The sequence below is a fragment of the Donghicola sp. genome (assembly GCF_025210255.1).
Lineage (GTDB): Bacteria > Pseudomonadota > Alphaproteobacteria > Rhodobacterales > Rhodobacteraceae > Donghicola > Donghicola eburneus.
In genome coordinates this window covers 94651-116764 of sequence record NZ_JAOARZ010000035.1, presented here as the reverse complement: position 1 = coordinate 116764, position 22114 = coordinate 94651, and the positions used below count along the sequence as shown (strand labels likewise).

The 22114-nt window shown below is 58.3% G+C and carries 20 protein-coding genes; 11 read left to right on the top strand and 9 right to left on the bottom strand.

Annotated features, from left to right (window positions below; genetic code table 11):
* The first annotated feature begins 70 nt into the window (after positions 1 to 70).
* Positions 71 to 1705 carry an NAD(P)/FAD-dependent oxidoreductase gene (locus N4A58_RS16270; RefSeq protein WP_293711366.1) on the top strand — a complete coding sequence of 545 codons (1635 nt, stop codon included), beginning with the start codon at positions 71 to 73 and terminating at the stop codon, positions 1703 to 1705.
* Between the two features lie 43 nt (positions 1706 to 1748).
* Here N4A58_RS16270 and N4A58_RS16265 read toward each other — a convergent pair whose 3' ends face one another.
* From N4A58_RS16265 to N4A58_RS16240, 6 genes are all read right to left on the bottom strand, one after another.
* A complete protein-coding gene (locus N4A58_RS16265; RefSeq protein WP_293711363.1) occupies positions 1749 to 2633 on the bottom strand; it encodes a helix-turn-helix domain-containing protein in 885 nt (294 codons plus the stop codon).
* Between the two features lie 69 nt (positions 2634 to 2702).
* Positions 2703 to 3902 (bottom strand): serine hydrolase, encoded by a 1200-nt coding sequence (locus tag N4A58_RS16260; protein WP_293711360.1) that lies wholly within the window; start codon positions 3900 to 3902, stop codon positions 2703 to 2705.
* A gap of 96 nt (positions 3903 to 3998) precedes the next feature.
* Positions 3999 to 5006 (bottom strand): AraC family transcriptional regulator, encoded by a 1008-nt coding sequence (locus N4A58_RS16255; RefSeq protein WP_293711357.1) that lies wholly within the window; start codon positions 5004 to 5006, stop codon positions 3999 to 4001.
* A gap of 117 nt (positions 5007 to 5123) precedes the next feature.
* Entirely contained in the window at positions 5124 to 6089 is a 966-nt protein-coding gene (locus N4A58_RS16250) for a 2-hydroxyacid dehydrogenase (protein WP_293711354.1), read from the bottom strand.
* Between the two features lie 7 nt (positions 6090 to 6096).
* Positions 6097 to 6864 carry an SDR family oxidoreductase gene (locus N4A58_RS16245; protein WP_293711351.1) on the bottom strand — a complete coding sequence of 256 codons (768 nt, stop codon included), beginning with the start codon at positions 6862 to 6864 and terminating at the stop codon, positions 6097 to 6099.
* Entirely contained in the window at positions 6861 to 8057 is a 1197-nt protein-coding gene (locus tag N4A58_RS16240; RefSeq protein ID WP_293711348.1) for a mandelate racemase/muconate lactonizing enzyme family protein, read from the bottom strand. Before N4A58_RS16240 ends, N4A58_RS16245 begins: the two co-directional genes overlap by 4 nt.
* Positions 8058 to 8255: 198 nt before the next feature.
* Here N4A58_RS16240 and N4A58_RS16235 point away from each other — a divergent pair, with 198 nt between their 5' ends.
* A complete protein-coding gene (locus N4A58_RS16235) occupies positions 8256 to 8966 on the top strand; it encodes a FadR/GntR family transcriptional regulator (RefSeq protein WP_293711345.1) in 711 nt (236 codons plus the stop codon).
* Between the two features lie 9 nt (positions 8967 to 8975).
* Here N4A58_RS16235 and N4A58_RS16230 read toward each other — a convergent pair whose 3' ends face one another.
* Entirely contained in the window at positions 8976 to 10049 is a 1074-nt protein-coding gene (locus tag N4A58_RS16230) for an AraC family transcriptional regulator (protein ID WP_293711342.1), read from the bottom strand.
* Positions 10050 to 10228: 179 nt separating this feature from the next.
* Here N4A58_RS16230 and N4A58_RS16225 point away from each other — a divergent pair, with 179 nt between their 5' ends.
* The 6 genes from N4A58_RS16225 (at position 10229) to N4A58_RS16200 (ending at position 17949) form a co-directional block, all read left to right on the top strand.
* On the top strand, positions 10229 to 12589 hold the full coding sequence (locus N4A58_RS16225) for a glycoside hydrolase family 3 C-terminal domain-containing protein (RefSeq protein ID WP_293711339.1): 2361 nt from the start codon (positions 10229 to 10231) through the stop codon (positions 12587 to 12589).
* A 39-nt stretch (positions 12590 to 12628) separates the two neighbouring features.
* Positions 12629 to 13852 (top strand): ABC transporter substrate-binding protein, encoded by a 1224-nt coding sequence (locus N4A58_RS16220; RefSeq protein ID WP_293711336.1) that lies wholly within the window; start codon positions 12629 to 12631, stop codon positions 13850 to 13852.
* A 66-nt stretch (positions 13853 to 13918) separates the two neighbouring features.
* Positions 13919 to 14794, top strand: a complete 876-nt coding sequence (locus N4A58_RS16215; protein WP_293711333.1) for a carbohydrate ABC transporter permease — start codon at positions 13919 to 13921, stop codon at positions 14792 to 14794.
* Entirely contained in the window at positions 14794 to 15669 is an 876-nt protein-coding gene (locus N4A58_RS16210; RefSeq protein ID WP_092464918.1) for a carbohydrate ABC transporter permease, read from the top strand. Before N4A58_RS16215 ends, N4A58_RS16210 begins: the two co-directional genes overlap by 1 nt.
* Before the next feature lie 4 nt (positions 15670 to 15673).
* The gene (locus N4A58_RS16205; RefSeq protein ID WP_293711327.1) at positions 15674 to 16744 is read left to right on the top strand and encodes an ABC transporter ATP-binding protein; all 1071 of its coding nucleotides are present in this window, start codon (positions 15674 to 15676) and stop codon (positions 16742 to 16744) included.
* Between the two features lie 134 nt (positions 16745 to 16878).
* Entirely contained in the window at positions 16879 to 17949 is a 1071-nt protein-coding gene (locus tag N4A58_RS16200; RefSeq protein ID WP_293711324.1) for a nitronate monooxygenase, read from the top strand.
* A gap of 7 nt (positions 17950 to 17956) precedes the next feature.
* Here N4A58_RS16200 and N4A58_RS16195 read toward each other — a convergent pair whose 3' ends face one another.
* Positions 17957 to 18502: a YaeQ family protein gene (locus N4A58_RS16195; RefSeq protein ID WP_293711321.1), complete on the bottom strand. Its 546-nt coding sequence runs from the start codon at positions 18500 to 18502 to the stop codon at positions 17957 to 17959.
* A 215-nt stretch (positions 18503 to 18717) separates the two neighbouring features.
* On the opposite strand from N4A58_RS16195, the gene N4A58_RS16190 reads away from it, so the two are divergent.
* Together N4A58_RS16190 and N4A58_RS16185 are read left to right on the top strand one after the other, a co-directional pair.
* Positions 18718 to 19248 carry a hypothetical protein gene (locus N4A58_RS16190; protein ID WP_293711318.1) on the top strand — a complete coding sequence of 177 codons (531 nt, stop codon included), beginning with the start codon at positions 18718 to 18720 and terminating at the stop codon, positions 19246 to 19248.
* Positions 19249 to 19332: 84 nt separating this feature from the next.
* Positions 19333 to 19719, top strand: coding sequence for an ester cyclase (locus tag N4A58_RS16185; protein ID WP_293711315.1), 387 nt, complete (start codon positions 19333 to 19335; stop codon positions 19717 to 19719).
* Here the strand turns inward: N4A58_RS16185 and N4A58_RS16180 are convergent.
* Entirely contained in the window at positions 19710 to 21140 is a 1431-nt protein-coding gene (locus N4A58_RS16180) for an FAD-binding oxidoreductase (protein ID WP_293711312.1), read from the bottom strand. The two genes, N4A58_RS16185 and N4A58_RS16180, sit on opposite strands and share 10 nt — an antisense overlap.
* A gap of 48 nt (positions 21141 to 21188) precedes the next feature.
* Here N4A58_RS16180 and N4A58_RS16175 point away from each other — a divergent pair, with 48 nt between their 5' ends.
* Positions 21189 to 22109, top strand: coding sequence for a LysR family transcriptional regulator (locus N4A58_RS16175; RefSeq protein WP_293711309.1), 921 nt, complete (start codon positions 21189 to 21191; stop codon positions 22107 to 22109).
* Positions 22110 to 22114 lie beyond the last annotated feature (5 nt).

The following is a 22114-nucleotide window of genomic DNA, read 5'->3' as shown; positions in this document are numbered from 1 at the left end:
TGGTGATCAGCACCGGCGCCGCGGCAGAGGAGGCCGCACCGGTCGCGATGACATTCGAAGGGAGGAAGACATGACAAACAAGATTGATGCCCTGATTATTGGTGCAGGCGTTGCGGGCCTGTATCAGCTTCACCAGCTGCGCGAACTGGGCCTGACTGTTCATGGGGTCAAGGCCGGCTCTGACGTAGGCGGCACGTGGCACTGGAACCGCTATCCCGGCGCCAAGTTCGACAGCGAGAGCTACATCTATCAGTACCTGTTTGACGAAAAGCTGTACAAAGACTGGACATGGTCCGAGCGTTTCCCCGCACAGCCTGAAATCGAGCGCTGGATGCACTACGTGACGGACAGGCTCGACCTGCGCAAGGATATCACTTTTTCATCCAAGGTCACCAAAGCGGTCTACCGCGAGGATGATGGACGTTGGACAGTCGAAACAGACACTGGCGAAACCTATGACACTCAATTCTTGATCGGATGCACAGGTATGCTGTCTGCCCCGCTGACGGACCGGTTCAAGGGTCGGGACACATTCACAGGCCAGATTGTCCATACGGGCCGCTACCCCAAAGAAGGGCTTGATCTAGAGGGCAAGCGCGTTGGCGTGATCGGCATTGGCGCCACTGGCATTCAAGTGATCCAGACCATCGCGCCGGTCGTTGGGTCGATGACGGTCTTTGTCCGCACCCCGCAATATGTCCTGCCCATGAAGAACCCAAAATACGGCCCCGCCGAGGCCAAAGCTTATAAAGCGCGCTGGGATGAGCTGACCTCGAACCTGCCCAAGACATTCACGGGTTTCGAATATGACTTCGAACACACTTGGGCCGACTGCACCCCAGAACAGCGGCGCGCGATCCTCGAGGAAATTCATGCAGACGGGTCGCTCAAGCTCTGGCTCGCCAGCTTTGCCGAGATGTTCTTTGATGAGGCCGTCTCCGAAGAGATTAGTCAGTTTGTTCGCGAAAAGATGGAAGCTCGCCTCAAGGACCCAAAACTGATCGATATTCTCGTTCCGAAAAAGGGCGATTACGGGTTCGGCACACACCGCGTCCCGCTCGAGACAAACTATCTGGAGGTCTACCTGCAGGACAACGTCCAAGCGGTGTCCGTCAAGGAAAACCCCATCGCCGAGATCGTGCCAGAAGGCGTGAAGCTAGAAGACGGCACGGTGCACGCTTTGGACGTGATCATCATGGCCGTCGGCTTTGATGCGGGATCAGGTGCGCTGGCGCGGATCGACATTCAGGGTCGGAACGGCATGACGCTAAAGGGAGAGTGGGACAAAGACATTCGGACAACCTTGGGGCTCCAGAAATATGGATTTCCCAACCTCTTTATGACCGGTGCCCCGCTCGCGCCGTCGGCGGCTCTGTGCAACATGACCACTTGCCTGCAACAGCAGACAGAATGGATCACGGACTGCATCAGGGCAATGCGTGACAAAGGCGCCGCTGTGATCGAACCCACCGCCGAGGGCGAAGACGCATGGGTCAAGCACCATGACGAAACCGCAAACGCGACCCTGATTGCCAAGACAAACAGCTGGTACACTGGCTCTAACGTGCCCGGAAAACCCCGCCGCGTTCTGTCCTACACTGGCGGCGTTGGCACCTACCGCGCCAAGTGCCAAGAGATCGCAGACAAGGGCTACGAAGGCTTTGCCATGAGCGGCGCCCCCGAGATGGCGGAACCGGCGGAATGATCTAGCATCTGGGGGTTCGGCGCGCCGTGACCCCCAGCCAACACTAGAGCGCTTGCCGTCGAAAGACGGCGGGCGTTTTGCCATAGGCCGCACGGAACATTCGCGTCAGGTGCGCTTGATCTGAAAATCCGCAGTCTACGGCGATCGTCTTGATTGGATTGTGTGTGGTTGCCAGCATCTCGCGTGCCTTCTGCAGTCGGCGCGCTGTAACAAACGCATAGGGCGGCTTGCCAAAACTGCGGCGGAACTGCCGCGCAAACAGGCAAGGTGTCAAACCCAGCGCATTCGCCATAGTTTTCAGGTCTAACCCGGAGCCCAGGTGCGCCTCGATATAGGCGATGATCGTGCGCATCTGCGCCGTGGTCAGAGCGCCTTCGTTTCGACGTTCGGGCGTGCGGACCTCGGCATATTGGCGCAAAAGATGCACGCAGAGCCCCCTCGCGATGCTATCGACATAAAGCGCGCCGCCGATCCCTTGAGCCGCTGCTTCTCGGGCGATCATCTCCATCGCGTGGGTCATCACAGGATCATCAGTGCGTAAAATGTCCGCAAGAGACACTTCGGCCACGTTGCAATCCAGAACTTCGCTCGCCACCTCTGCCACGAGGGCTCCGGATAGGTAGACATGTGTGACGTCGATGGGCTCTTTCCAGTTCCACGACACTTGCTGCGCCCGTGTCAGCAAAGAGGCCGCGCCAGGCCCCAAGGTTTCCTTGGTCCACCGTCCGTCAAAGCGCCGCTGCATTGGCGTCACACCGCCGCGATATCCCACCAGCATAAAGTCCTTCATCTGCGGGACGATCACGTCCTGACCCGCGTAATGATAGGCACGGCAGGCCACATTCTTCCATCCCAGCCCGTCGCTGGCCAGCAGCACGCGGCCAGGCACCCAGTTGGGCAGTTCTTCGTAACTTATGTACTCGCGCAACACGCATCCTCCTCCCAAAGACATGCGAGACAGGGCGGGGGCAAGTACGCCGCCCCCGCCAACGAGCGATCAACTGTTCCGGATCGCCTTGTAGACCGCGCTTTCGAAATCGAGATAGCCCACGAAGGAGGTCGGGTCGCCAAACGGGAGGATTTGCGTCGCCCAATAGCCGCCAACGCCTGCAGCGCGATCAATCCAGTAGAAACTATTGGCCAACCCGGCCCAGCCGATGGCCCCAGCAGGGCGGCCTGTCGGGGACTCTTCGGTGTTCACCATAAAGGTATAGGACCAGTCTTTTCCGAGCCCCGGAAAGAATTCAGCATCATTCGACAGTTCCGGGTTCACGCCGGGCAACATGGTGACTTTCTGCGGCGGGACTAGGGCGCCCTTGACCGCCCATTCCACAGTCTCTGGCTTCAAAACGCGGCCGTTCGGGCCTGCGCCATCGTTCAGCCACATGCGGATGAACTTCATGTATTCTGGCACAGTCCCGTACAGACCATGGCCACCCATGTGCACTTCGGGATCATCCGGCAGTTCGAATTCGTCCATTGGGGTCAGGGTCATGTCTTCGCCCCTTGCGTGGATCGTGGCAGTGCGCGCCTTCATCGCTTCGCTGCGGGTAAAAGCGATATCCTCCATGCCCAGCGGATCAAAAACGCGCTCGCGCATGACCTCGCCCAAACGCTTGCCGCGGATGCCCTCGACCACTTGGCCAACCCAGTCGATATTGGTGCCATATTCCCATTTGGTGCCCGGATCGAAAAGCAGCGGCGTTTCGATGGACGCGCGGCTCCCTGTCACAATCGAGGGCTTCCCGTGCTCGTCGGCCATGCGCTTGTACATCTCGTTGAAGAAGTCATAGCCAAAACCCGCTGTGTGCAACATGAGCTGCCGCGTCGTGATTTCGGTCTTCGGGGCACGCAGACGGGGGCTTCCGTCGGCGTCAAAGCCCTCTAGAACCTGCACCTGACCAAGCCAAGGCGCATACTCCTTGGCGGGGGCGTCCAGATCGAGCAAACCCTCTTCGACACATTGCAGCGCACAGGTGCCCGCAATCGCCTTGGTCGTCGAAAAGATGGCAAAGACGGTGTCCTCTGTCATGGCGTCATCCCCCAAGCGGCGCTCACCGGCACAGCCGGAATAGATGTCACGCTCGCGATCCGTCACCATCGCAACCACGCCAAGGACACGTGCGGAACCTTGGCTGATATCGCGCAGAACGATGTCGAGCGCAGCCGCCAAATCTTCGGTGTGAATATCTTTCATCTTATCCTCCCATTGAGATGAGAAGATCAGGATGCGCGTTCGCAGCGCGGCAGGCTGCCACTGACCGGTACAGCCTGTCCCGTTTCGGAATCCAATTTACCCGCCTTTACGCGCGCGCGTTTGCGAGGGTGTTTCGCCGAACCGCTCGCGGTAGCGCCCCGCCAACGCGCCGAAATTGCTAAAGCCCCAAGCGCTCGCGATCGCGGTGACGGTCAGATGCTCTGGCTCCGTCTCCAGATCACACCGAAAACCCTCGAGCCGCCGTGCCGCCAGAAAAGCGCGCGGGGTGACACCGCGAAACTTCTGAAACCCGCCGGACAGGGTGCGCGCCGTGACGCCGACACGGCCTGCGACCTCGCCAATCGAGGGCGCCTCGCGCGCTTCGGCTTCCATGATCTCTTCGGCGCGGCGCACATAACCCGGCGCTGCGCAGCGCGCGCCAGTCTCGAGAGAGAGCCCCGCGGCCTCCGCCCAGTGCCGCAGCAGCTCAACGCACAGGATCTCTTCGATGTGGCGAGTCATCGCGGTGTCGGCCGCTCCGTCGCCAGCCTGCGCAACAGTACCCGCCGCGTAATCCAAGAGCGATAACCAAGGTGAGTCGGGCCCGCCAAACTTGACCCGCCGCGTCCATAGCCCGTCGTCGGGGACAAAGCCGAACCAACGCTCTGACATTTCCGCCATGCGCTGATGGGGGACCGTCAGGTTCAGCTGCATATGATCGGCATCCCCCTCGAGCCAGTAGTCCGTCCGTGAACAGTCCACCACAAAACTTTCGCCCGCGCCGGTGGCGACCGACCCGCCATCGGTCTGATGATCAAGAGCTCCGCCAAGGGTATTGAGAACAAGGATATTTCCTGCCTCTGGGTCAAAACGATCCAGATGAATTCCCGTGCCATACGAGAAACGCGTCATCGTCACGCGCCCCGCCTTGGCCGAGATCATCGTGGCATCGGGGCGCGACAGCCGCTGCAGCGGACGCACCCGATAGGGCATGTAAACCGATTGGCAGAAGGCCTCGACCTCGTCCCAATCCGCAGAGCGCGTGCTTGCGCCATGACGGATGAGCTGGCCTCGGGCATCCCGCACGAGGGCATTCTCCAACAAAATCCCGCTCCTCCTCGCGATTTCGATGATCACGCAAGGTAGCACACTTTTAAAGTGTTTCAGGAATGTTTGTTTACTGGTCTTCAAGACCGGCGGGAAAGAGCCAGTGCTGCGCTCTTAGCCCGCTGCGTTCCTAATAACATTGAGCAAGGCATCGCCCCGCGCGAGCCTGTTGATGTTCTCGGCCACCGTGGCAGTGCGCCGTGCGATGGTGCCCGTAGTCCAGCCCGACATATGCGGCGTGATCGTAACGTTGGGCAGCTCGTGAAACGGATGATGCGACGGCTGCGGCGCGCCAAAATCGGTGCATGGGTAAATGTACCACGTATCAATCACACCATTCAGGCGCCCATCTTTCAAAGCGTCGAACAAAGCGTCCTCGTCAATGACAGGTCCGCGACCCACGTTCATAATCAGGGCGCCATCGGGCATCGCAGACAGTACATCGGTCCCGATCATCCCCTTTGTCTGGCTAGTCAGGGGCAGGGTGTTCAGCAGGACATCGACCTGAGCAGCCATGTTCGGCAGCTCGTCCAGCCCACAGGGCGTGATGCGTGAATCCTCAATCGCCGACCGATTGGCCACGAACACCCGCATCCCAAAGGCCAAGGCACGCTCTTTAACCGCTTTGCCAATATGACCATGTCCGACGATGCCAATAGTCTGCTGGCCCAATTCGGTACGCAAACCGTTCGGTCCACCGGCCCAGTAGTGCCAATCTCCCTTGCGCAAGCGCGCATCTGCGTCGACCAGAGGCACATGACGGGACAAGAGTGCGGCCATCACATACTCTGCAATCGCATTCTCATGGCCAAAGGCGTTGCAGACCGCGCAGCCCTCTGGCAGCGCAGCCATGTCCACCTTGTCGTATCCTGCAGCGGGCAACTGAAAAAGCCGCGCGTTCTGAACGCTATCTCCTGCGTAATGGACCCCGACGACAACGTCGGCTGTTCCCATAGCCTCCGCCTCTTTCGCGCCATCAGCTGCATCCGAAATTACGGTGATGTCATGAGGCATTTCCAGTTGTTCGGACAAGCCCGGTTCAAAGGTCGCGGCGTTGGCACCGTAAAACACAATCTTCATTTTGCCCTCACAGAACCGAAATCATGCCGCCATCGGCGTATATGATCTGTCCCGACACGTAGTTTGACGCGTTCGAGGCCAGATAGATGCAAGTACCTGCCAACTCTTCTGGCAGACCCCAGCGGCGCATCGGCGTGCGCCCTTTGACCCATGCATCGAAGTCGGGATTATTGATCAAGGCTTCGTTCATATCGGTAACCATATAGCCCGGCCCAATGGCGTTTGCCTGAATACCCGCTTCGCCCCATTCGGCAGCCATTGCCTTGGTCAGCATTTTGATGCCGCCTTTTGCGACCGTGTAAGGCGCGACGGTGGCGCGCGCCAATTCCGAGGTCAGGGAGCCGATATTGACGATCTTGCCATGGCCGCGTTCTGCCATTCTCTTTGCCGCCTCGCGCCCAACCACAAAGGCTGCGGTCAGATTGATGTCAATCACGCGCTGCCAATCGGCTGTTTCAAGCTCGAGCATCGGTTTGCGAAACTGGATGCCCGCATTATTCACTAGAATGTCGATTGCCACCCCATCCGCATCGAACTGATCAAAAGCGGCCTTGATGGCCACCTCGTCCGCGACGTCAAAGGCCGAGGTCAACACGTAGTACCCTTGCGCTTGCATTTCTTTGGCAGCTTCCTCTAGCCGCTGAGGATTTACGCCATTCAGCACGACGCGCGCACCAGCTTGCGCCAGCCCTTCGGCAAAGGCGCGACCCAAACCACGAGAAGAGCCCGTAATAAGGGCAGTTTTACCGGATAAATCAAAAAGAGGATGGGTCATGAGACCTCCGAAATTCGTGTTGTCAGGTCAGCGCGATCAAAGAAGTCAGGCACCAGTTCGGTCCCCAGACCTGGCCCTTCCATCGGGTAGACGTAGCCGTTCTCGATACGCGGCACTTCGGTCACCAGTTCTTTGTACCAACCGTTGTAGAACGCCCGCACAGATTCCTGGATCAGGGTGTTGGGCTGGCTAAAGCTCATGTGAATGGCTGCGGCAAACCCAACTGGTCCGATGCAGTCGTGGGGGGCAAAGGGCTTGTGGTGCAGATCTGCCAAAGCGGCAATCTTGCGCCCCTCGGTTAGGCCGCCCGTCCAGCACAGATCCGCCATCACGACGTGCGCCGCGTCGCGGTCCAGATAGTCCTTGTAGGCAAAGCGCGAGCCCAGCGTTTCAGACGCGCAGGTCCAGACGTGGGTCGATCGCGCGAATTCGGCCAATGCCTGAGGGTTAGTCATGCGGATCGGATCTTCGTACCAGCGCGGATCGTAATCTTGCAGCACGCGGGCGATATCCATAGCCACGGGCAAATTCCAAAGGCAATGCATCTCGACCATGATCTCCATCCGGTCGCCAACAGCCTTGCGGATTTGTTCGAATGGGGTCACGGCGGCCTTCATTTGCTCTGCCGTGATGAACATGCCCTTGTTCTCAATCGCGGGTGGATCAAAGGGCCAAATTTTCATGGCGGTGATCCCCTGAGATAGCAAATCCTCGGCCAGCGCCCCGGCATCGGTCATAAAGGCATCCAGATCCTCGTACTGGCCTTCGCCGCGGTTCCATGTGTCCACCGGCTTGATCTTGTGTGTTCGAACGTAGCGTGTACCCGCACAGGTGTTGTAGACGCGGATTTTATCCCACGATTGCCCGCCGAGCATGACATGCACCGGCTGACCCGCAACCTTGCCAAAGATGTCCCAAAGCGCGATGTCGATGGCAGAGGCCGCCCGATATTCCACGCCAGTCGACGCCTGCGCATTTGGCAGGCTGACCATTTCCTTGTGCAGGGCTTCGATATTCAGCGGGTTTTGTCCCAGCAGACGCACGGCCAGTGTGTTGTGGATGTGCGCCTCGCATGCTTCTGCGCCGTAAAAGGTCTCTCCCAACCCTGTGATGCCCGCATCGGTTTGCACGTGGACCCACAGCACGTTGGCAAATTCCTCTGCACGGTAGGTGCGGATGGCGGTAATTTTCACGACGATGTCCTCCCTGCGCGCTCGGCGGCCCGAACGGCGATATTTCAAGGGCAGAGTAGGGGCCACCGCGCTAAGGCGACAATATTTTGTGACAATCTGCACTTGATTGTCAGACAATAACCGTCAATTTTCCAGAGAACACTCCATTTTGGCCCCCAGACCCAGAGTACGTTGCGCGATGCCGACCAAACACACGCCATGACAAAACCAATTTCTAGCCAGAGCGGGCTGGCAGAAATCGCCATGTCCGGTATCCGTGATCTAATCCGGTCCCAAGGATTGCGCCCAGGCGATATGCTGCCATCAGAGGCAGCCCTTGCCACCCATCTCGGTGTATCCCGCCCTGTCACGCGAGAGGCGTTGAGGGGCCTCGCCACATTGCGCATCCTAGACATCGGCGGTTCGCGCAAAGCGCGCGTAGCGATGCCAGACGCCTCTGCCCTGAGCCTTGTTCTGGATCATGCAACGTACAGTCAGGGCCTAAGCATCCAGCAGGTTCTGGATGTGCGCCGGACATTGGAAATGCGGACGGTCGCGCTGGCCGCCATGCGCCGCAGCGACGCCGAGGCCACGGAACTGCTCGACATCACCACACAGATGTTCACCGCGCTTGAAGGGGGGCATACCGAATTGATGGAGTTGGACATCCGTTTTCATTCGCTGATCGCCAATGCCTCTGGAAACCACCTTTACGCCATGCTCGTAGACAGCTTTTGGGTGATCACGCGGCAAACATGGCCGATTGGCTGGCGCTCGCGGGCGAACCATCAGAACCGCCGGGACAACATCAAATGTCACGAACGCATTGCAACAGCGATCATGGCCCAAGACGCTCGGCGCGCCGAAGAAGCAATGTCCGAACACTTTGATAGCGCAGTCAGTGTCCTGCTCCGCGCCGGCATCACCTGACCCAAGGCGTTATCGCGTGGCCAAGTTGCTGAGCGCGTCGGGCCGCTGTGCACTGGCCTCATGTGGTCCGCTCATCAAGCGGCGGCGCCCCACATAAGACGTCGGGAACAGAATCCGCTCAACCCCGTCTTTGATATCCGGAAAGCGCGCGGTCAAAAGCTGCCTTATATCCCTAATATCCTGATCCGACATTGTCTGGTCGCCGCTGAAATCGGGTTTCTGGCGACGGTAGTCTGTCGGGCTCCAGCCAAACCTCTCTTTGAACTTTTTATAAAAAACCGTGGGGTTTCCGAACTGTAAGCGCGCTGCGATATCCGTCACAGTCGCGTCTGTCCGCAATAGATCCTCTGCGGCTTTGTCCAATCGCAGGTTTAGGGCATAGGTTTTGTACCCCATGCCCAAGTGCTCCTTGAATTGGCGGGACAAGTAGCTGAGCGACAGGTTCTCGCGCTCTGCGATCGCGCCCAAAGTATCGACACCCGCAACCGGATCCAACTCGTTGAGAAGGCGCAATATCCGAGCACGGCCCGCAGAACGGGCCGCATCTTCTGACAGGTCCTGCTCTTTGAAAGGAATATTCGCATAGATAAAAAGCGCGAGCATATCTGCGGCGATCGCTCTGGACATGGCGTCTTCGGGTTGGTCGGGCAGGCCGATGATCAAGCGCGCGATCAGCGCCTTCATCGGGGCAATCTTTTCGCTAAAGGATCGACTGTGCAGAAAACTGCGGCACAAAAAGTGTCGTGTGCTGAATTCGGGCAGGCCCGAGCGCTCAAAATGGTAGGGGTCCAGGTGCACGCCGCAGACGAGCGTGTCGCGGGTTTTCGAGACTGAATTATGGGGCACATTTGAGTTGATGATCATCACATCACCCGCGCTCATGTCACACGCCAAGCCTTCGACCATCAGGCGCAATTGCCCCCGCAGCACATAGACAACTTCGAGTGCACGGTGCCAGTGATAGGGCACATCCGCCCATCCATGCGTAAAAGTTCGGCAGTAGGGCCGCTCTGTCAGCCCGGCCTGTCCTGTCGGGAATTGCGTCTCATAGGCCGAGGTCCGGTGCTCATCGTCAGTCTTCAAAGGGGCTCTCCGCTTTTTGCGCGCAAAAGGTCAAAAACTGTCACAGATAAAGTGCAATTTTCACCGCTAGATGAGTCCGAGCGGCTGTGTCACCGTCAAGAGTAACGCTGCCATGTTATCGGCATAAATACAGATTCTTGGACTTTTTAACGTCCAAAACAGCTTTAAAGGGCCATTTCATGGCATGGAACATCACCGATCAGGAAATTGACGCGCTGGTCTCGAAATTGTCTCTGAGCGCGAAAATTGACCTAGTCTCAGGCAACGGGCTGTGGCGGACATCGCCAAATTACACCCACAATATTCCCGAGATTTTGATGACGGATGGCACCTATGGCGTGCGCTACTCGGTCGAGCAAATTGATGGCCCACAGGACCGTGCCGAACAGCTCTCGGCCTTTCTAAGCGTCGTGAATGCGGATCTATCGCGCGGTGTCGAGGGGGCATTCGGGTCCTCGCGGCCGGCAACGTGTTTCCCGAATGGCTGCTGCTACGCATGTTCGTGGGACCCTGAACTGGCGTATGACTTGGGCACAGCGTTGGCCGCAGAATGTGCCCATTTTGGCGTGAACGTCCTGCTCGGGCCCGGCATCAACATCCGCCGGACACCCTTGGGCGGGCGCAGCTACGAATACTTTTCCGAAGACCCCTTTCTAACGGGCGAAATCGCGGCCGAATTAATCAAAGGCATGCAGGACAACGGCGTTGGCGCGTCACTGAAACACCTTGCCTGCAACAACTCGGAAATCCACCGGACCACCATGAGTTCCGAGGTCGAGGAGCGCGCGCTACGCGAGATTTACCTGTCCGCCTTCGAGCGAGCGATCCGCAAGGCCGAGCCATGGACTGTCATGAGTTCTTACAACCTGATCAACGGTGTTCAGGCGGCTGAAAATAAATGGTTGTTAACGGATGTGCTGCGCGACGAGTGGCGTTTCGACGGGGTCGTGATCTCTGACTGGCACGGGATCAAAGACCGCCCCGCATCGCTCTTGGCAGGGAATTGCCTAGACATGCCCGAAAGCGCCCCACGCAAAGAAGACCTGCGCCTCGCGGTCGAGGCGGGCGAGGTCCCCATGGATGATCTGGATGGGGCCTGCGTGCGCATGCTGCATTTGGTGCGCAAAGCACATGCATCTCATATCACAGAGCCCCAAACCAATTTCGAAGCTCACCATGAACTGTCCCGACGTATCGCCGCCGAAAGCATTGTCCTGCTGAAGAACGAAAACGATCTGTTGCCTCTTAACATGGACGCGATCGGATCTATCGCGATCGTCGGCGAAACAGCGCGCGCGCCAATCTATCAGGGCTCTGGCTGTGCCACGACCAGCCCAACGTTCGAGGACAATCCTGTAAACGAGATCATTAAGCTGGCTCCAAATGCCAACGTCACGACCTACGATATTGCTGATTTGCAAGGCGACAGCGCCGAGGACGTCCTGAACACGCTCAGCGCCGCAGACGTCGTCTTGTTCTTTGGCAACACAGAGGTAGGCGTCGATGGCGAAGGCGCGGATCGCGCCCATTTGAACCTTCTGGACGGCCAAGATGCGGCGGTTTCGCAGATCGCTGCCCGCAACCCCAACCTTGCGGTCATCATCGCGACGCCGGACGCAGTCGTGATGCCTTGGATCGACGAGGTGGGTGCTGTGTTGATGCCATTCTATGGCGGCCAAGGGGTTGGCAATGCCATTGCGCAAATTCTTTCGGGCGCTCAGAACCCTTGTGGCAAGCTGACAGTGACCTTCCCCGAAAAGCTAGAAGACGTGCCGGGCTTCCTGTCTTACCCCGGTGAAAATCACCGTCATGTCTACGCCGAAGGGCTGTTCGTCGGGTATCGCGGCTACGACATACGCAAGACCGAAACTTTGTTCCCGTTCGGGTTCGGACTCAGCTACACGTCTTATAGCTATGCAAACGTGACCTGCGATACAGACCGCATCACCGAGGACAGCACCTTTACGATCAAGGTTGACGTAACCAACACCGGTTCGCGCGCGGGCAAAGAAATTGTTCAGGTTTATGTCCGCCCTCATACCCCGCGCCTGAGCCGCCCCGTACGCGAGCTCAAGGGTTTTGCCAAGGTCGCGTTAGAGCCAGGTGAGACCAAAGAAATCCAGATCACGATCGAGGCACGCGACCTGCGCTATTACGATCCCGCCTTCGGGGAGTGGTTTCTGGATGTCGGCCCAATGTCGATCGAAGTTGGCGCGTCCTCCAGAGACATCCGCCAAACGCTCGAGATCACCGCAGAGGCGCGTCCCCTGCCTGCGACCCGGCTTGATATCAACAACGAAGCCTCGCAGATCGTCGAAAACCCTGAAATCCGGTCAGCTTTTGGCAACTTCCTGAAAAGTCGTTTGGACCTGACCGACGCAGAGACCGAGCAGATGCTGGATTACTGCGGCGGGTCGTTCCTCAACCTCTACGACACGGTGTCATGGGTTGCCGGTGAGAAAATCTCCAAGGCCGAAATGACCAGCTTTCTCGACCAAATAAACAGCGAGTTCGGAGCCGCGCGGAACCCCGCGTCGTAAATCCGAGCCATTCCTCCAACACCCTCCGGGAGAATCACCATGACTGCAAAGACCATGCTTCTGTCCTGCGTAATCGCGGCCGCCGCGACCCACAGCTTCGCGCAAGTCGCGGACGTTCAGCAATACTGGACCAGCGCCAGTGAGTCCAAAGCGATGAATGTGATCGCTGACGCCTTCAAGGCCCAAGGCGGCACGTGGATCGACAGCCCTTCGGCCGATTACGATAGCACAATTGCAGCCGCCACCAGCCGCATCGTCGGCGGCGAGCCGCCCTCGGCCGTTCTGATGACCCCGAACGGCGCGATGCTGGACCTTGCCGACGGCGGCATCCTGCGGTCCCTGAATGATCTGCGCGACGCCGAGGGATGGCAGGATTCGCTGGCCCCGCTCATTTATGAGCGCGTGACCGTCGACGGCGAGATGGTTGCACTCCCCTTAGGCGTCCACGCGGACAACTGGATTTGGTACAACACCGCGATCTTCGATGAGGTTGGGATCGAAGAACCCACGACGATAGACGAACTCTTTGCCGCCGCAGACGCGATCCAAGGCGCGGGTTACACCGCCTTTGCCGTTGGGGGCGAGCCATGGCAGGAACTTTACATCCTGACCGACATGATCCTGTCGCTTGGCGGTCCCAAATACTGGAACGAGATCATGGTCGAGCGGGACGATACCGCGCTTCAGGACCCGCTGCTGGTCACCGCATTCGAATACTTCCGCAAAGTCTCGGACTATGTGGACGCGGGCAGCACGGGCCGCTCTTGGAACCAAACCACCAACATGGTCATCACCCAAGAAGCTGGCATGCAGTTCATGGGCGATTGGGCCAAGGGCGAATTTCTGGCTGCCGGTCAAACTCCGGGCGAAGAGTTTGGCTGCTTCTTGATGCCCTCGGACAAGCCTGCCTATGCGGCGGTCACCGATGTCTTCGTCTTCCCCGAAATCGACGATGACGAACAGGTCGCAGGTCAAAACCTGCTGGCGCGCACCGTCATGGACCCAGAGATCGAAGTTCAGGTCGCCGCCGTCAAAGGCTCTGTCCCTGCGCGCACCGACGTTGACCTTTCGGCGCTCGACATCTGCGCGACGCGCGGGGCACGTGCACTCGCGACGCCCGGCGTTGCGGTGGCCTCGACCTATGATGCCCTGCCCGGTGACTTGAACGGCCAGCTGATCGACATGGCGACCCAGTTTTGGACCGATCCCGACATGACCGCAGAAGAAGGCGCCGCCGCCCTGCGCGACGTGCTGGCAGACTAACCCAAGACGCGGGCGGCTGACCCCTGTCGCCCGCACCCTGATTGTCATGACGCCCCAGGAGGAGCTATGACACGTTGGCTACAAAGGCAGATGTTCCGGCCGACCTTCACGGTTGTCGCGTTCTTCGCTGTTATTGCGATCTTCTTCTACGGGTCGATCGGCTGGACATTCCTGATGTCCCTGACGAAATCCAGCTTGATGCCGCGCTATGATTTCATTGGCTTTGAAAAGTATGCAGACCTGATGGACAACAAGCGTTGGATCGTGTCCTGCATCAACATGGTTGTCTTCGGCGCGCTGTTTATTGTTGGATCACTCATCCTTGGGTCGATCTTGGCCATTTTTATTGATCGCGGCATCCGCTTCGAGGGCGTCTTTCGCACAATATTCCTTTATCCATTGGCGATTTCTCTGATTGTCACGGGACTTGGGTGGCGCTGGCTGCTCGATCCATCCCTTGGGATACAGGCCATGGTCCGCGACATGGGGTGGGAAAATTTCGCCTTTGACTGGATCACTGAACCGGACCGCGCGATCTATACTTTGGTGATCGCCAGTGTCTGGCGTTCAGCAGGTCTCGTGATGATTATCGTTCTGGCGGGTCTGCGCAGCGTTGACGGCGACCTGTGGAAAGCTATCCGGATGGAGAAAATCCCTCAGTGGCGCGCCTATGTCCAAGTTATCTTTCCGGGCATGCGCCCCGTATTCGCGTCCTGCATCGTATTGCTTATGTCCGAAGTCATTCGCGGGTATGACCTGATCGTCGCAATGACCAACGGCGGACCCGGTATTTCGACGGAAATGCCCGCCAAGTTCGCGGTCGACTTCTTCTTCTCGCGTATGAACCTGTCGCTGGCCTCGGCCGCATCTATCCTGATGCTGCTTTTGTCGCTGCTGATGCTCGCGCCCTATCTCTATAGTGAATTCAGGAGGCGCGATTGATGTCTTCACCTGCAAATGCCGCCGCAATGCCGCGGGTTGCCGTCGTCGGCATGTACGCCTTCCTGATCGTCTCTGCCCTGTTCTTTTTAGCTCCGTTTTTGGTCATCCTGATCAACTCGGTTAAGCCCATGGCAGATATCCGTAGCGGGAACCTGCTAACCCTGCCCAGTGAGATCACCTTTGAGCCATGGCGCATCGCGTGGAGCAGCGCCTGCACTGGACTTGATTGTTCTGGCATCAAACCGGGCCTTTGGAATTCAATCCTCATCACGGTGCCCGCCGTCGTAATCTCGGTGCTCACCGGGGCACTGAACGGGTATGCGCTGGCCCAATGGCGCTCGCGCTTTGCGGACTGGCTGATGCTGTTTATCCTGATTGGCCTTTTCGTGCCATATCAGGCGATGCTCTATCCCACGGTCAAAATCTTATCGGGGATGGGCATCTTCCGCAGCTATACCGGCATTATCTTTGTGCATGTGGTTTACGGGCTGCCCTACACGACACTCCTGTTCCGGAATTTCTACGTTGGAGTCCCCGACGAAATCAGCCGCGCGGCGCGTATGGAAGGGGCCAGCTTCTTGCGCACCTTCTGGTCCGTGATCTTACCCATTTCGACCAACATCATCGTTGTCGTAGCGATCCTGCAGTTCACGGGCATCTGGAACGACTACCTTTTGGGTCTGATCTTTGCTGGCAACGACAACCTGCCGATGACGGTCCAGCTGACCAATATCGTGAATAATTCCCGCGGCGCCGCAGAGCCTAACGTTAACATGGCCGCCGCGCTGCTGGCCGCCATTCCCACTCTGATCGTTTACTTCGTGTCCGGTCGTTATTTCGTCCGGGGCATCGCTACCGGCGCCGTCAAAGGATGAAAACATGTACAATATCTCTCTGAACAAAATCAGAAAAACCTACGGCGACCTGACCATCCTGCACTCGATCGAGATGGAGATCACCGAAGGCGAGTTTGTCGTGATCCTTGGTTCATCGGGCTGCGGAAAGTCCACTTTGCTGAACATCGTGGCGGGGCTTGACACCTGCGACAGCGGACAAATCCTGATCGGCGATAAGGACGTCACGGATTTGGAGCCAAGCGACCGAGATCTTTCCATGGTCTTCCAAAGCTATGCGCTTTTCCCTTCGATGACCGTGCGCCGCAACCTGTCCTTCGGGATGGAGGTCGCCCGCGTTCCCAAAGCAGAACGCGAGGCCAAGGTGGCCAAGGTCGCGCAACTTTTGCAGATTGACGCTCTGCTGGATCGCAAACCCTCGCAACTGTCAGGCGGTCAGCGCCAGCGCGTCGCGATTGGCCGTGCACTCGTCCGGTCGACCGGGGTGTGCCTGTTCGACGAGCCGCTCTCGAACTTGGACGCCAAACTTCGAACCGAAACGCGGGTAGAGCTCAAGAAGCTGCACAATGACCTAGGCTTCACCATGCTCTACGTGACCCACGATCAGGTCGAGGCGATGACGATGGCCGATCGTGTTGCCGTGATGAACAAGGGACGGGTCGAACAATTCGCGCCGCCCCAAGAGATTTATGAAAAGCCCGCCAATCTGTTCGTTGCCAGTTTTGTCGGCTCGCCTGAAATCAACCAGATCGCAGGGCACCTGTCTGGCAATGGGTCCTTTGACATCGGAAAAACACATATCGATCTGTCAGCCTACACCTTTGAAAATGGCACACGGCCCGCGCAGGACGCCATCCTTGCCGTGCGCTGCGAGGATATCAAGATCGTCCCGCCTGCCGCAGGCCACATCACCGCGCAACTCGACTTCGTTGAACTCCTTGGCGCAGATGCCTTGGCTTGGGTGCTGTATCACGGCAAGCGGCTGAGCATCCGCATGGGAGTGGATCAGGCCCGCGCTCTTGAGTCCGAAGTCGGCCTACAATTTGACCTGACCAAAGCCTCTGTTTTCTGCGCCAAGGACGGTCACCGCTTGTGAGCATCGCGAGATAGGGCGAAAGATCAAAATTCGGCTAAAAATAGTTGTTGGTTTCGCCCGTTCATAGGCAAAGCTTGTTATTTGCGAGCAAGAGAAGCACCCTCGGCAATGATGAAGAGCGGGGGGAATGGAATATGCTGAGACAAGCAAAGCAGCGCGCGCAAACATTTTGCGACGACTATGGGCTGGATCTTCCAATCCTGATGGCGCCAATGGCAGGCGCTTGCCCGCCCGCATTAGCCGCAGCTGTTATGAAAGCGGGCGGAATGGGCGCTTGCGGCGCTCTGTTGATGGGGCCTGAAGCTGTTGCCCAATGGGCGGCGGATGTCCGAACCACGCAGGCAGGTCCATTCCAGTTGAACCTGTGGGTTCCGGACCAGAAACCGGCCAGAGACCGCGCGCACGAAACGCGCGTGGCGGATTTTTTAGCTCAGTGGGGGCCTCGACCATCAGAGATATCAGCGGATATCCCTGTCTCTTTCGCTGATCAATGCAACGCCTTGATCGAGGCGCGCCCCGCTGTGGTCTCCTCGATCATGGGTATTTTCCCGCCGGAAGTGGTCGCGCAACTCAAGGCGAAGGGCATTCGATGGTTCGCGACAGCCACGACTGTCGCAGAGGCGTTGGCAGCGGAAGAGGCCGGCGCAGACGCGATTGTCGCCCAAGGCAGCGAGGCGGGCGGACACCGCGGGGCTTTTGACGCGCAGAACGCGGCCGCGCAAACGATTGGGCTTGTCTCTTTGGTACCTGCGATTTGTGATGCGGTGAAGGTTCCAGTGATTGCGACTGGCGGTATCGCGGACGCACGCGGTGTGCTCGCAGCACTGGCGCTCGGAGCGTCGGCAGTCCAGATCGGAACCGCCTTACTCCGGACGCCAGAGGCCGCCATTCCAGCGTCTTGGGCCGATGCCATCGGACGCGCTCGCCCCGAGGATACGGCCGTCACCCGCGCGTTTTCTGGACGCCTCGGGCGATCCTTGCGCACAGACTACGTGACCGCAGCCGAAGCGGCCGATGCGCCCGATCCATTGCCATATCCACTACAACGATCCGCAACGGGACCTATGCGGGCGGCTGGAACACAGGACAACGATATCGCTAGATTACAGGCTTGGGCCGGCCAAAGCGCCGCTCTGGCACAGGCCGCACCAGCAGAGGATGTCGTCAGAAACCTGTGGGCCGAAGTCAAGGCGACCCTTGGGTAACGCCGCGCTATTCGGCGCGTTTCCAGATCTGGGGCGTCAAATAAACCACGCTCTCATCGACGCTGACCATCAGATCGCCATCTTGAATATTCACCTGCAGCTTCATTGCGCGGCTGGCCAGCCCCGCCAGCGCCGCCGTGTCTTCTTCGGTCAGATTTACGACCTCTAGTCCCGCAAAGCGGGCGGTGCTGTTCTTGACCTTGTCCCACCAAATCTCAGCCGGTTTGCCGCCATAGGCGTAGATATAGACTTTGCCCGCCTTGGCACAGGATTGCCGGATGACCTTCTCGCTTGGCAACCCGAGAGCGACCCACACATCTAGTTCGCCACTCAAGCTTTTCTGCCAGATATCAGGCTCGTCGTCCGAGGACAGGCCTTTGGTCATCTCCAGATGCTCGTGGGCATTCAGCGCAAAGGCGACAAGCCGCACCATCAACCGCTCATCGGTTTCTGACGGATGCTTGGCCACGGTCAGCTTGTGGGTCTCGTAATAGTGGCGATCCATGTCCGACACGGAAAGTTCGACTTTATAGATAGTAGCATTCTGCGCCATGGACTGTCCCAACCTTGCAAAGATCGGGCTGCCTACCCCGTCCGGCAGGATTTGGAAAGCATTGACCGGACGCGAGCACGGGACATTCTTGGCTCTCGCAATACGCGCACCTGTTGACACCCCACATAAACATCGCCCGACACTTGCGTTCTATCGGTGTTTCGCGGGATACGGGCCCATACCTTCAAGCCTCTTAGACAAGGTCGATCGTCAGAATGTCCCAAACCGACCATCTCGTCACCGATTGCTCGAAATGCGCGGCGCTCTGCTGCATCATGCTGGCCTTTGACAAGGGCGATGACTTTGCCTTTGACAAGAACCCGGGCGAACCCTGTCGGAACCTGTCGGGGCATTTATGCTCGATCCACGACACCCTGCGCCAAGATGGCTTCCGGGGTTGCGTGGCGTATGACTGTTTGGGCGCTGGCAACCGTGTGGTCCAAGAAGTATTTGGCGGCAAGACTTGGCAAACCGAGCCACGGCTCATTCGCGTGATGATGGAGGCATTCCATGGAATGCGCGAGGTGCACAAGCGCATCGACATCCTGCGCGCAGCAGAAACCCTGCCGCTTGACAAAAATGACGAGCAAATCCGATTGGGCTACCTTGCCCGGCTCGAGGACACGCGATGGAGTGGGTCCGAACTGAACGAGTTCGAAATGACACTCGCGCTCGAGATAGACATCTTCTTTCACAGCATCCGCAAATATATGCCGCCATCCTTTGCGGCCGAGATTGAAAGTTAAAAGACGCATCCAAAACTCGAACTGCTCCGACGCGCTGTCGGCTTAGGTAGAGTCAAGACGCCATATGATCAGAGAGGTATGCCCATGACACGCGACGAAATCATCAAGGCATACGAAGGCTACCTCGCCTGTTTGAATGCCCAAGACTGGACAAACCTGCATCGCTATGTGGCTGATCAGGTGACCTATAATGGCCATCTGGTCGGCCTAGACGGCTACAACACCATGCTGGTCGGCGATTTCGAAGCGATCCCTGATCTCTCGTTTAATCTCACGCGTTTTTCCTGTGATCCCCCCCTGATCGCGTGCAGCCTCGCGTTCGACTGCACGCCTGTCGGGCAGCTGTTCGGCATGCCCGTCAATGGCAAACGGGTACGGTTCACCGAGAACGTTTTTTACGAGTTCTCGGACGGCAAGATTGTGAACGTCTGGTCTGTGATCGACAAAGCTGCCATCGCGATTCAGATCTGATCGAACAGCGCACCCGGGTTCAAAATTCCCTGCGGATCCATCTGTGTCTTTAGCCCGCGCATCAGAGCCAACTCTTGGGGTGAGCGGCTATGATCCATCCAGCGGGCTTTGATCCGGCCAATGCCATGTTCTGCCGTGACAGCGCCGTCCCAATCCCGCAGCAACCCATAGATGGCAGCCTCGATACTCTCTTCAGCGGCGTGTGAACCGTCATGGGCCACCAACAGGTGCACGTTTCCGTCCCCGACGTGGCCGACCTTGATCACACCAAGGGCTTCGGGCATATCCGCCAACAAGATATCCGCCGCATCACAAAACCCACCAAGCGCAGACGGCGACACACCGATATCAAAGTTGATGTGATGGCCGAAGTCGTCGTCAACCTCGCCTACCGCCTCGCGCACTTGCCAGAGCGCACGCATTTCGCTGATGGATTTTGCCAGAACACCATCTTGGGCCAAGTCCGCTTCGAACAGATCAGCGAAGAACGCTTCCAACTCCGCTTCGCTCTCTGGGCCCTCGGCCTCTACCTCAATCAACAGATAGAACCCATACTGTCCATCAAGCGGCGAGGGCGCGAGGCTGGTTTTGTGACAAACAAAATCCCAGTAGTCGGGCCACATCCCTTCGAAGGCGGTGATACGCGAGCCAAAGCGCTGGCGCGCAGCGGTCAGACATTTCAACGCGGCCCCATGATCAGGTAGGGCGAACAGGGCAAGCGCACTTTGCGGGACATGCCGGCGCAGTTGCAGAACTGCGCGGGTGACGATCCCCAACGTCCCCTCGGACCCGATAAACATGTGCTTCAGGTCAAAACCGGAATTGTCTTTGACCGTTTTGCTCAGGCGCGAGATCACCGCACCGTCAGCGAGAACGGCTTCTAGGCCCAAAACGTTCGCACGCGTCATCCCGTGCTGCAGCACACGGATACCGCCCGCGTTGGTGGCGATCGTTCCGCCAATCGTGGCCGAGCCACGTGCGCCAATGTCCACCGGGTAATCCAATCCAGATTCGCGCGCGGCCTCTTGCACGGTTTCTAGCGGGGTGCCCGCCCAAGCGGTTAGGGTCATCGCGTCCTGATCCAACTCGATAATTCCCGTCATTCGCTCGGTCGATAGAACGACGGTGCCTTGCGGACTGCAGGCCCCGCCGGACAATCCCGTCCGTCCCCCCTGAGGAACTACGCCGATCCGATACCGGCTGCAGATCGCCATAGCCTCGGAGACGTCATGAACCGATGCCGGGCGTATAACAGCGAGCGGCGGCGTGCCGTGCAGGCCGGACTGGTCCGAGGCATAGCGCGCGCAATCCTCTGGTGAAGTCAGAATTCCTGCAGGACCAAAGACTTGAGCCAGCGCCTCGATCACGTCAGGCTGCGCCGTATCCTGTTGGCTTACCTGTTGAATATCGGTTTGGTCCATCTATGATGCGCTCCTTGACCCGTGGCCATTCGATTGTGGGAGTTTCTGATGCCGTCTAGCACCATCCTCGGTCGCTTGCCCGGTCTGCGACATTTCATTGAAGTTGCTCAACAGGGATCTTTCCGTGCTGCGGCAGACCGACTGCATGTGGCGCCCTCGGCGGTCAGCAAACAGATCAAGAACCTCGAGCTCGCGCTGGATGTAGAGCTCTTTCGCAGGGATCGCGGTCGCGGCGGTCTGGAACTGACCGAAGCCGGAGAGATCCTCCTGTTTCGCTGCGCTTCTGTCGTCAATGAACTGACCATCGCGCAGGACGAGATTGACCAACTTCAGGGAATGCAGCGGGGACACCTGCGTCTTGGCGTGAACGAAGTGCTGGCCTCGGACCTTTTGCCTGGCATTTTGCGGGACATGAAGTACAACCACCCCGGCCTGAACTTCTCGATCAAGGTCGAGAACACCCGAGAGATCGTCCAGCGTCTGCAAGAGGGCGATATCGACATCGGGCTTGGCTATAACTTTCCATCCGCGCCCGAGATCGAAACGCTCGCGACCCTGCGCAGGCGGACTTACGCGATCACATCCTTGGACCACCCGATGGCGCAGTTGCGCAAAGTCAAGCTGACCGATCTGGACGGAGAACAAGTTATCTTCCCCGATGAGTCCATCGCCATGCGCCAGCTCTTGACCGAAGCCATGGCGCAAGCCGGCGTCAGCGTCCACGAGGTCATGAACACCAATAGCTTCACCCTGCTGCGCCAAATGGTCGAAAGCGGGATTGGCATCGGCATTGTCTTTGGCCGTTTTCTGCAAATTCGGCGCGAGCGTATTTCCTTTGTCGAACTGCAAGACCTTCCGTTCGAGAGCCCGCCAGTGGCCTGCTGCCGTATGGCGGGGCGCACGCCAACGGCGTCCTCTGTTGCCTTTGGCGCAGCGATCCGGACGATTTTCGTCCAATATGGCGGGTAATGCGG